Origin of the sequence: Bradyrhizobium sp. (genome assembly GCF_035309285.1) — a bacterium.
Lineage (GTDB): Bacteria > Pseudomonadota > Alphaproteobacteria > Rhizobiales > Xanthobacteraceae > Bradyrhizobium.
Genome location: NZ_DATGFH010000060.1, coordinates 80,716 through 91,856, shown reverse-complemented (window position 1 = coordinate 91,856; position 11,141 = coordinate 80,716). Strand labels below are relative to the sequence as shown.

At 64.5% G+C, this 11,141-nt stretch carries 10 protein-coding genes; 9 read left to right on the top strand and 1 reads right to left on the bottom strand.

All coding sequences use genetic code 11. From position 1 onward, the window contains the following. Positions 1 to 729: 729 nt before the first annotated feature. Positions 730 to 1,050, top strand: coding sequence for a hypothetical protein (locus tag VKR55_RS12230; protein WP_324403265.1), 321 nt, complete (start codon positions 730 to 732; stop codon positions 1,048 to 1,050). A gap of 48 nt (positions 1,051 to 1,098) precedes the next feature. Here VKR55_RS12230 and VKR55_RS12225 read toward each other — a convergent pair whose 3' ends face one another. Next, on the bottom strand, positions 1,099 to 1,785 hold the full coding sequence (locus VKR55_RS12225; protein ID WP_324403263.1) for a GntR family transcriptional regulator: 687 nt from the start codon (positions 1,783 to 1,785) through the stop codon (positions 1,099 to 1,101). A gap of 123 nt (positions 1,786 to 1,908) precedes the next feature. Here VKR55_RS12225 and VKR55_RS12220 point away from each other — a divergent pair, with 123 nt between their 5' ends. From VKR55_RS12220 to VKR55_RS12185, 8 genes are all read left to right on the top strand, one after another. Beyond that, positions 1,909 to 3,327 carry a sulfatase family protein gene (locus VKR55_RS12220; RefSeq protein ID WP_324403261.1) on the top strand — a complete coding sequence of 473 codons (1,419 nt, stop codon included), beginning with the start codon at positions 1,909 to 1,911 and terminating at the stop codon, positions 3,325 to 3,327. 68 nt (positions 3,328 to 3,395) lie between these two features. After that, complete coding sequence (locus tag VKR55_RS12215) at positions 3,396 to 4,973, top strand: ABC transporter substrate-binding protein (RefSeq protein WP_324403259.1); 1,578 nt, start codon at positions 3,396 to 3,398, stop codon at positions 4,971 to 4,973. Positions 4,974 to 5,008: 35 nt separating this feature from the next. Further along, the gene (locus tag VKR55_RS12210) at positions 5,009 to 5,962 is read left to right on the top strand and encodes an ABC transporter permease (RefSeq protein WP_324403257.1); all 954 of its coding nucleotides are present in this window, start codon (positions 5,009 to 5,011) and stop codon (positions 5,960 to 5,962) included. Continuing rightward, positions 5,955 to 6,863 carry an ABC transporter permease gene (locus tag VKR55_RS12205; RefSeq protein WP_324403255.1) on the top strand — a complete coding sequence of 303 codons (909 nt, stop codon included), beginning with the start codon at positions 5,955 to 5,957 and terminating at the stop codon, positions 6,861 to 6,863. The genes VKR55_RS12210 and VKR55_RS12205 overlap by 8 nt, the downstream gene beginning before the upstream one ends. A gap of 2 nt (positions 6,864 to 6,865) precedes the next feature. After that, positions 6,866 to 8,299: an amidase gene (locus VKR55_RS12200; protein ID WP_324403253.1), complete on the top strand. Its 1,434-nt coding sequence runs from the start codon at positions 6,866 to 6,868 to the stop codon at positions 8,297 to 8,299. A 24-nt stretch (positions 8,300 to 8,323) separates the two neighbouring features. Beyond that, positions 8,324 to 9,133: an SDR family NAD(P)-dependent oxidoreductase gene (locus tag VKR55_RS12195; protein WP_324403251.1), complete on the top strand. Its 810-nt coding sequence runs from the start codon at positions 8,324 to 8,326 to the stop codon at positions 9,131 to 9,133. An 11-nt stretch (positions 9,134 to 9,144) separates the two neighbouring features. Further along, complete coding sequence (locus tag VKR55_RS12190) at positions 9,145 to 10,143, top strand: ABC transporter ATP-binding protein (protein WP_324403249.1); 999 nt, start codon at positions 9,145 to 9,147, stop codon at positions 10,141 to 10,143. Then, on the top strand, positions 10,136 to 11,110 hold the full coding sequence (locus VKR55_RS12185; protein WP_324403247.1) for an ABC transporter ATP-binding protein: 975 nt from the start codon (positions 10,136 to 10,138) through the stop codon (positions 11,108 to 11,110). The genes VKR55_RS12190 and VKR55_RS12185 overlap by 8 nt, the downstream gene beginning before the upstream one ends. The last annotated feature ends 31 nt before the right edge of the window (positions 11,111 to 11,141 follow it).

The following is an 11,141-nucleotide window of genomic DNA, read 5'->3' as shown; positions in this document are numbered from 1 at the left end:
GCCCCGGGAGGCGGCTCATGCAAGTGAAACTGTGCGCCCGGTGTCCCTGCACACCGCGCGATCTGGCAGACCACTACGATTCCCAAGCCGCACTGCACCTTTGTGCGATGTGCGACTACGGCCCGTGCAAGACCTTGAGGAGACCGATATGTCAAACAAGGACGATCAACCCTACCGGCAACACCGGCCTAACCGAATTGCACGTTGCGCCGTTTGCGACGGAGAGTTCGGCCTCATTCGCCACTATCGCTGCCGCACTGCCCTCTGTTCGAGAAAGTGCGTCGAGCATTTCAGGCTCCGCCGGGAGAATGACAGCCGTTGGTTATGGCGATTTCGCGTTGCCTGAGGACGGAAGAGCAGATCAAGCAGGGAGTTCCTGGCGCTCGAGATCTTCGGACAGGGAGCCGGCATGTTGAACGTGCGGCGCGCCTCCGCTCCGGACCTCGAAATCATCCGATACGGTCTATTGCTTCGCCTTGGGAGGCGTCACATGAAATTCGTGTTGGTCAATGGCAGGACGCCGTTCCGGCAAAGTTTCTGTGGGCTTTGCGGTGGACCAATCGGCGAGGGCGGTTATTTGCGGGACATCCGGACGCGGCTCTGTTACTGCGGAGAGGCGTGTTACGCGCTCAAGTCCGACGACCCCGGGAAGCCTGCAGAAAGTCAGGCCAAGGCCTCGTGAAGAGGCGTCGTGAAAGGCTGGCATATTGAAAGTGATCGGCCACCGTCATGAAATTCATATTGGTCAATCATAGGACACCCCTCGACAGTCCGACCTGTGCCGAGTGCTCGCGACCGCTCGTATCAGGCTATCTGAAGGCCGTATCGACGCAGCGGCAGTACTGTGACCATGACTGCTATCTACGCTACGAGGCGAGGCATCTGCTGATCCCGTGGCTCACCGAGCCGTACGAAGCCCCCCTCGAAATGATGACCTCGTTTGCTGCAGCGTCGTGCGCCTATTCGATCGCGCTTGCCAAGGCGGCGCAGCGGATCGGCGAGCTGGTGACGGCGGAAATTTCGGGCGGCGACCGGCGGCCCAAGATCTGAAACGCGGTCATGGCTCGACGTCAAAGACAAAGACTGCTTACGCGAATTTCAGGGCCGCGCGACGTTGTGGCCTTCACCCCAGACGTGACGAGATCTTTCGAGATGGTGCCGCATCAGCGCAACGGCGCCGGCCTCGTCTCGCTTCGAAATCAGATCGAGTAGCTGAAAATGTTCGGCTGCCGACTGCTTGATGTAGCCGCCGATCGAGTCATTCTTAAAGCCGTGAAGCCGAACGCGGTCGCGCAGCGTTTCGACGAGATCCGCCAGCGGCTTGTTGCCGAGCGTTGCAATCAGCCCGACATGAAATTTGCGGTCAGTCTCCAGGAACTCGATGACGTTGCCGGCATCGGCCGCGCGCTTCGTGGCCGCCGCAAGCCCACGCAATGACTCCAGTTGCGCCGGCGACAGGCCGGCCCGCGCGATGTCGGCGACGCTCGGCACCTCGAGCAGCACGCGAATTGCGAAGATATCGTTGAGCTCGTTTGACGAGAGCGAGACGACGCGGAAGCCGCGATTTCTGACCGGCTCGAGCAGGCCTTCGCGCGCAAGATCGAGCAGCGCCTCGCGCACAGGCGTTGCCGAGACGCCGAGATCGGTGGCCAACCGCGGCACGGAATAAAGCTGATCCGGTTGCATCTGCCCGGTGATGATCATCGCACGGATCACCTGCCGCGCTTGCTCGCGCAGGCTAGGGCCCGAAACCAGGCTCGATGCACCGCTGTGTCGCACATCCATGGCTGTCACCTAGCCGAGATTCGCGCATCAGTAAATGTACTATATGATATTTTACTGTTGACCGTTGACGCGTGATGTGTGATATTTTACTGGACGTTCAAGAACAGAAAAAGGGAGTGTGCCGTGGTGGACCGCATTTTGATGATCGTATCCGACACCGTCCGCTGGGACATGCTGGGCTACAACGGCGGCCATGTCCGGACGCCCAATCTCGATCGGCTCGCGGCGCGCTCGATGGTGTTCGATCGCTATTATGCGTCGAGCTTTCCGACGGTGCCGGCCCGCTACGACTATCTCACCGGCAAGCCCGCCTTTGCCGGTGTCGGCTGGGGTGCACTGCCGCGCACGGACCGCTCGATTGCGACCACGTTGACGGAAGCGGGTTACACCACGCTCGGCGTGGCCGATACGCCGTTCTATCAGGTCAACGGCTATCAATATGACCGCGGCTTCAACTACTTCTACGACATGAAGTCCCAGCTTCTGGGAACGCCGCATTACAGCTCGTACAGCGCGCCGAACAAGACCAAGCGCCAGGGCGGCGGCAAGCTTCCGCAATGGCCGATCACCGGCAAGGTGCAGCCTGATCCGCGCACCGGCGAGATGGACTGTCCGGCGCCGCTGACCATGGTGCAGGCGGCCAAATGCCTGGAGCAGATCTACGACGACAAGTTCTTCGCGCTCGTCGACACCTGGGATCCGCACGAGCCCTGGGATCCGCCGGCCTATTATACGCGCCACTATCTTCCCGACTATGCCGGCGAACGCGTGCATCCGCCCTATGGCGAGTGCAAGAAGCATGGCATGACGGATCGCGACATTGCGGTTGCGCGCGCGCTCTATAGCGGCGAGCTCGAGCTGGTCGATCGCTGGATCGGGCATCTCCTCGATCAACTTGCCTATCTCGGCATCGAGGACTCGACCGCGATCATCTTTGTCTCCGACCATGGCTTCCTGCTGGGCGAGCACGGGCTGATGGGCAAGATGGTCCGCAGGGCGCCCGGCGAAGCGACGTGGATGCGCTCGCCGCTCTATGAGGAAATCGCCAGGGTGCCGCTGTTGATCCATGTACCGGGTGCGAAACCTGGGCGAACCAGCAAGCTCGCCTGCGCGCTCGACATCGCGCCGACCATCTGCGACATGGCCGGCCTGCCGCGCCAGCCGGAGATGCAGGGGCTTTCGCTGCTTCCCGGCGTGCTTGGCCAGGCCTTCGAGGGGCGCGATCACGTGCTGACGGCGCTGCCGCTCGCCAATCCCGGCGACACCGTCGAAGTCGTCGATGATCTGATGCGCACCGTCGTCGAGTGGCAACCGGTCACCATCACCACGCAGCAATGGTCGTTGCTTTATGCGACGTCGAGCGAGCCGGTCGAGCTTTACGATTTGCGCGCCGATCCGAAGCAGACGACGAATGTCGCGGCAAAGTACCCGGATGTCATCCGCTCGCTGCTCGAGCTCTACGCGCAGGACTTGCGCCGCGCCGGAGTCACCAAGAAATATAGCGATCCGCGCCTCGCGGGATCGCTCGAACCCGCGTCCTGATTTCAACGCTGCGGGAGTTGCGTGGCGGAAGCCATGCGTAGATATCGATCGATCCAGTGGAGAGCGACATGAGGACCGACGTCACGCGAAGGCAATTCCTCGGCTCGGCCGGGATCGGGCTTGCTGCTCTCGGCTCCGGCGCGATCTCGCCGGCCGCGGCGGACGACGAGGCGAATGCGCCCAAGCGCGGCGGCGTCTTGACCATCGGTCAGGACGACAACCCGATCGGGCTCGACCCGCACAAGACGGCGGCGTTTTCGACCGACAACATCGCCGAGCACGTCTACACCTGCCTGCTCCGCTGGGACGCGACCGCAAGCCATGTCGAGCCGGATCTCGCGACCGCCTGGGAAAATCCCGATCAGCAAACCTTCATCTTTCATTTGCGCGAGGGCGTGAAATTCCACAACGGCGCTGCGCTCACCAGCGATGACGTCAAGTTCACGTTCGAGCGTCTGGTCGATCCCGCGACGCGCTCGCCCTGGGTGTCGATCTTCTCGGTGATCCGCGCGATCGAGACGCCGGATGCGCGAACCGTCGTCTTCCGCCTCGCCAATCCCTTTTCGCCGTTCCTCAACTATCTCGCCACGATCAAATATGCCGCGATCGTCAGTCGCGAAGACGTCAAGAAACGCGGCGATCTGGTCAAGGGCGGCGTTGGCACCGGGCCGTTCATGCTCGAGGACTTTCAGCCGGATTCGCTGGTGCGGCTGAAGCGCAACCCTGACTACTACGAGCCGGGGTTGCCTTATCTCGACGGCCTCGACTTCCGCATCATTCCCGATGAAGGCAGCCGCATGGCGGCGTTGCGGGCCGGAAGCGTGCAGTTGACCTGGCTCAGCTCGCCGGACTCGGCCGCACAAATGCACGGCGTCAGCAACATCGTGGCGCCCGAGCCGGAATCCTATTCGAGGTTGATGCTGCTCGAATTCGACCAGCGCCGTCCGCCGTTCAACGATGTCCGGGTGCGACGCGCATTCAGTCTTGCGCTCAATCGCGAGCTGATCGTCAAGGTGGTCTGGCGCGGCCGCGCCGGCTTGAGCGCGGCGCTGCCGCCAATCCAGGCGCCGTTCGCGGTGCCGAGCGGCGAAGTGCTGGGCCTGCCATACGCCAAGGAAGACGTCGCGGCGGCCAAGGCGCTGCTCGCGGAAGCCGGCTACGCTGGCGGCTTCGACACGACGTTTGCGGTCTCGCCGGCGGGCTTTGGCGACGTTCAGATCGCGCAGATCGTCCAGCAGCTCGTCGGGCGCATCGGCATCAGGATCAAGATCCTGCAGAAGGAGTGGGGCAATCTGGTCGCCGATTTCCAGTCGACGGAATCGCCGATCTCGATGGCGGGCCTGGTCTGGGGCCCCGATCCTGACACCAACATCTCGATCCGGCTCGACTCCCACTCAACCGTCAATCCGGGCAAGACCAAAGATCCCGTGCTGGATGATCTCCTGGCCAAGGGACGTCAGAGCTATGATGCGGACGAGCGAAAGCGCATTTATCGCGCGGTCCAGCAGCGCATCGCCGACATGGCTTATGTCATCACCCCCTGTGCTGCGGCATTGCGTTGGGAGATGTGGTCGACGAAGCTTAAAGGCTACCGCGCCCTGCCGTCGGCGCAGCGCGTCTATCTGCGCCAGGCCTGGCTGCAATAGCGCGGTAAGCGCCGGAATTTTCGATGGAGTAAGCGATGCTCAGATATGCCGCCCGACGCATCGTGCTCGCCGTGCCGGTGCTGTTCGGAGTTTCCCTGATCAGCTTTGCGATCATCCATCTCATCCCCGGCGACATCGTCAGCGTGCTGGCGGGACCGACGGTCGCGGCAAACTCCGCGGCAGCCCAGAACATCCGCCATGCACTCAATCTCGACCAGCCGCTTCCGGTCCAATATGGCCTCTGGCTCCTCGCCGCGCTCCATGGCGACTTCGGCAACTCGCTGGTTTTTGGATTTCCGGTCGGCCCGCAGATCGCCGCGCATCTCCCGGTGACTCTCGTGCTGACAGCGCTCTCACTGATCTTCGCGATCATGATCGGGCTGCCCGGAGGCGTGGTGGCGGCGACGACGCGCGGGCGCTGGCCTGACTTCATCATCCGTGGCGCAGGCTTGCTCGGCCTCTCGACGCCACCGTTTTTTGTCGGGGTGACGGCCGTGCTGTTGCTTTCGATCTATCTGCCTTCATTCAAGACGCTTGGCGCCGTCGACCTTGCGGGCGATCCGCTTGGCGGACTTCAGACCCTGCTGCTGCCGGCCGTCGTCCTTTCGCTCGCCTCGGCCACGACGATCATGCGCTATACGCGCGCGGCCATGCTGGAGGTGCTGGCGGAGCCTTACATGGCGACCGCGCGCGCCAAGGGAGCCGGCCGCGCTCGCGTGCTGCTGCGGCACGGCCTTCGCAACGCGCTGTTGCCGGTGGTGACCGCGATCGGCGTCACGGCCGCGCAACTGGTCGCAGGTGCGGTGGTTGTCGAGCAGGTCTTCGGCCTGCCCGGCATCGGCCAGTTGATGCTCAATGCCATCTATCATCGCGACTACACCCAGGTGCAGGCGACGGTGCTGGTGGTCACGACGCTGGTGGTCCTGATCAATATCGCGGTCGACCTCAGCTACTACCTCCTCGATCCGAGAATCCAGCAACATGGCTGAGGCACAGTCGACTGTGATCGGCGCGCCGGACCGGACGAGCGCGCCATTGAGCGGACTAGCGGATGGCGAGGAGAGCGCAATCCCCTCGCGCCGGCTGCGCCTGCGCCTGAACCCGCCGTTGGCCGTCGGCGCGGCCATGGTGCTGCTGTCGGTCGGACTTGCGCTTGCAGCGCCTTATCTGACTTCGCACGATCCGATGGAGATCGCCGACGCGTCGCTGTCGCCGCCGTCGAGCCAGTATCTGCTCGGAACGGATCTGCTCGGGCGCGACGTCCTGACGCGCATTCTCTTTGCGGCTCGCAGCTCGCTCAGCGTCGCCTGCCTGAGCGCCGCGCTCGCCTTCGTGTCCGGGACGGTGATCGGCCTCGTCGCCGGATACTTCACCGGCCTGATCGACGCCGTCATGATGCGTATCCTCGATGTGCTGCAGGCCTTTCCGGCGCTGCTGCTCGCGATTGCGCTGGTCGCAGCGCTCGGGCCGAACCTGCCGAATCTTGTTCTCACCATGGGATTATTGTTCATGCCGCGTTTCGCACGCGTGGCGCGGGCTTCGACCCTGTCGGTTCGGGAGCGCGATTTCATCGCCGCAGCGATCGGGCTCGGCGTGTCGCGCGCGCGGACGTTGTACCGGCATGTGCTGCCGAATATTGCGGCACCCCTGATCGTCGAGGCGTCGTTGACCGTCACCCTTGCGATTTTGACCGAAGCGTCGCTCTCATTCCTCGGGCTCGGCGTGCAGCCGCCCGATCCCACCTGGGGCGGAATGATCGCGGAATCGACCTCGGTGATGGCGCTCGCGCCGTGGCTTGCGCTCAGTCCGGGAATTGCAATCGTGTTCGTCGTCGTCGGCTTCAACCTCATGGGTGACGGCCTTCGCGACGCGCTGGATCCACGAGGCTGATCATGCTGAACAAGACCGACGCCATGACCAATTTGCCATCCGATCTGCATTGGATGTCCGCCTGGCAGATCCGCGAGGCCATCGTGGCACGGCGCTTGTCGGCGACCGAGGTCGCGACGCATTTCATCGAAAGGATCGAGGCGCTCGATCGGCGCCTCCACACGTTCTTCACGCTGTCGGCGGACGTCGCGCTCGACCAGGCCAGGGCGATCGATCGGCGGATCGATCGCGGCGAGCCCGTCGGGCCGCTGGCAGGCGTGCCGGTCTCGATCAAGGATCAGTTCTGGACCAAGGAAATCCGCACCACCGGCGGCTCGCGGGTCTATGCCGATCACGTGCCGGATCAGGATTCGCTGCACGTCGCGCGTCTGAAGGCGGCCGACGGCGTGATCATCGGCAAGACCGCTACGCCTGAATTTGGGACGTTCTGGCGCACCGTCGGCCGCGTCGCGCCCGAATGCGTCAATCCCTGGGATATCAGATGCACGTCCGGGGGATCGAGCGGAGGGGCGGCGGCGAGCGTCGCGGCCGGCTTCGGCCCGCTGGCGCTTGGCAGCGATTCCGGTGGATCGATCCGGCTGCCCTCGGCGATGTGCGGGGTGCTCGGCGTGTTGCCGAGCAACGGCCGGGTACCGCGCCACGGCTCGTTCGGCTCCACGCTGTTCCTTTCCTGCATAGGCCCGATCTGCCGCGACGTGCGCGATGCGGCGACAATGCTGCAGCTTTTGGCGCAGCCGTCCGTCGCCGATCCCTTCTGCCGGCTGGATGAGCCGCCCGACTATCTCGCGGGGCTCGATGACGGCATCAAAGGATTGCGGCTCGGATGGTGGGAGGATCGAAGCCTCACTGGCCGCGTCAACGCTGCCGTCATTGCCGCTGTCAAGAAGACCGCGCTCGGCCTCGGTGAGCTCGGCGCGATGTTTGTCGATGATCCCGTGACCATCGACACGCAAGGCATCGACGAAGCCTGGAAGATACTCGACTTCGTCGACCGCTATGCGGCGCTAGGCGAGGCGCTCTATTCGGATGCAGTCTCCCGCCGCAAATTGACGCAATATGCGCGGGAGAGATTCGCGGATGCCAAGCGCGTGAGCGGCGCCCGCTATTCGCAGGCCGTGCGCCGGCGCGCCGAATTCATTCGTTCGTTCGAAGCCGCCTTCGTTAACTGCGATCTCGTGCTGTCGCCGACGCTCGGATTCACCGCGCCGGTGATCGAATCGGTCGGGCCCGCCGAACGCATTCCGGCGCTGGTCGCCTATACGCTCGCGGTCAATCTCGCGGGCTTCACCGCGGCTTCGATTCCATGCGGCTTCGTCGATGGCCTGCCGGTCGGCTTGCAGGTGATCGCCCCACCCAATCAGGAAGCGCTGGTGCTCCGCGCCGCCCGTGCCTTTGAGCAGGCCCGGCCGTGGACTGAGCGCAAACCCGTGATGTGAACCATTATCAGGAGGACGTGACCCATGGAAAACTATTCAAAACTCTTCGACCTGACCGGCAAACGCGCGCTTGTCATCGGTGCCGCAAAAGGCATCGGTCAGGCCGGATGCTTCGGTCTTGCAAGCCACGGCGCGCATGTCGTGTGCGGCGACATCGACATGGCGAATGCGCGCGAGACGGCCGCGACGATCAAGGCCGCCGGACATTCCGCCGAAGCGCTTCATGTCGACCTCTCGGATGCGAAGAGCATTGCAGACGCGGCCGCCGCGGTCGGAGCGCCCGACGTGCTGGTCGTGACGCCCGCGATCAATGTGCGCAAGCGGCTGGTCGACATCAGCGATGACGAATTCGATCGCGTGATCGGCCTCAATCTCAAGGGCGCGTTCAGGGCTTTCCGCGCTTTCGCGCCGCGGATGGCCGCCCGCGGCGGCGGCAGCATCATCGCCTTCTCCAGCGTGCGCGCGATGGTGGTCGAGCCGGGGCAAGGCGTCTATGCGGCGACGAAGGCCGGAACGCTGCAAATGGTGCGGGCGCTGGCGGCGGAGTTCGGCGAGCGTGGCGTTCGGGCCAACGTGATCGCGCCCGGTGTCGTCGAGACGCCATTGACCCTCCAGATCAAGCAGAACGAGGCCTGGTATCGCGCCTATGCCGACAAGTCGATGCTGCGCCGCTGGGCGCAACCGTCGGAGCTCGCCGGCGCGCTCATCTTCCTTGCCTCCAACGCGAGCTCCTACGTCACCGGCTCCTATCTTCTGGTCGATGGCGGCTGGACCGCGGCCGACGGCCGATTCTCGCCGCCGCTTCCGACCAGCACCGATCTCGCTGCGAGCTGAAGGCGGCCACCATGCTGCTCCGGGTCGAAAACCTGCGGACCACCTTCCACACGCGAACGGGCGTGATCAGGGCGGTCGACGGAGTCGACCTGGAGATCGCGGAGGGACGCACGCTCGGAATCGTCGGTGAATCCGGCAGCGGCAAGAGCGTGACCGCGCTCTCGATCATGCGCCTGATCGAAGCGCCCGGTCGCGTGCTTGGCGATAGCCGCATCATGTTCGACGGACGCGACCTTGCCGCCCTTCCGGAAGCAGAGATGCAAGAGGTGCGGGGCAACGCCATCTCGATGATCTTCCAGGAGCCGATGACCTCGCTCAACCCCGTCTATACGGCGGGCAGCCAGATCACCGAGGCGATCCGGCTGCACAGGAAGATCAGCGCGCGTCAGGCCCGCGATCGTGCGGTCGAACTCTTGGGCCTGGTCGGAATCCCTTCGCCCGAGCAGCGCTTCTTTGCCTATCCGCATCAGCTCTCCGGCGGCATGCGGCAGCGGGTGATGATCGCGATGGCGCTCGCCTGCGAGCCGCGGCTCCTGATCGCCGACGAGCCGACGACCGCGCTCGATGTCACCGTCCAGGCGCAAATCCTGGAGTCGTTGCGTGAGCTGCGGGCGCGGCTTGGCATGTCGATCATCCTCATCACCCACGACCTCGGCGTCGTGGCGGAGATGTGCGACGATGTTGCCGTGATGTATGCCGGGCGCGTGGTGGAGCGGGGAGCGGTCGAAGCGATCTTCCGCAATCCGCAACACCCGTATACTGAGGCGCTCTTGCGCTCGATTCCGCTGCTCGGGATGACGCAGGCCGAGCCGCTCAAGGTCATTCCCGGCAAGGTGCCCAGCGCGCTCAACTGGCCGCCAGGTTGTCGCTTCGCGGCGCGCTGCGACCATGCCACCGAGCGCTGCCGGCGCGAGGAGCCGCCGCTGGTGGAAGGAAAAGAGGGGCGGGCGGCTTGCTGGCTGCGGACGCCGCGACTGCGATCATGCGGTGAGGGGGTGCTCCATGCCTGAGCCGCTCTTGAGCGCCCGCGGCGTCGTCAAGCACTTTCCGGTGCGCAGCGGCCTGTTGCAGCGTGTCACCGGACAGGTACGCGCGGTCGATGGGGTCGATCTCGAGATCTTTCCGGGAGAAACGCTGGGCGTGGTCGGTGAATCCGGCTGCGGCAAGTCGACGCTCGGCCGCGTTCTGGTTCGTCTCCTGGAAGCGACCTCCGGCGAGCTCTCCTTCGAGGGACGCAGCACGGCGTCGTCGCGTCCCTCCGAACTGAAATCGCTACGCCGCCACATGCAGTTCATCTTCCAGGATCCGAGCGGATCGCTCGATCCGCGCATGACGGTCGGCGACATCATCGCCGAGGGACTCGATGCGCAAGGCATCGCCAGCGGCCGCGCCAGGGACAGACTGGTGCACGACATTCTCGACAAGGTGGGATTGCGGCAGGATGCGGCGCCACGTTACCCGCACGAATTCTCGGGCGGGCAGCGCCAGCGCATCGGCATTGCGCGGGCGCTGGTGCTGCGGCCGAAGCTGGTCGTCGCCGACGAGCCGGTCTCCGCGCTCGACGTGTCGATCCAGTCGCAGGTCCTCAATCTGCTGGTCGCACTCAAGCGCGAATTGCAGCTCACTTACGTGTTCGTGGCGCACAACCTTGCGGTGGTCAGCTACATCAGCGACCGCATTGCGGTGATGTACCTCGGCAAGATCGTCGAGCTTGGCCTGACCGAGCAGCTCTATCGCACTCCGCTGCATCCCTATACCAAGGCGCTGCTGTCGGCGATGCCGGAGCCGGTCCCCGGCAAGAAGCGGGAGCGGATCGTGCTGCGCGGCGACGTGCCGTCACCGATCAATCCGCCGTCGGGCTGCCGCTTCCGAACCCGCTGCCCGATCGCCAGGGACATCTGCGCCGAGCGCGAGCCTGGGCTCGAGGCCAAGCCCGGCAAGCCGCAGCAGCATCGGGTCGCCTGTCATTTTGCGTGAGTGCCGTTCTGCTCCCACCGGCCATCGCATC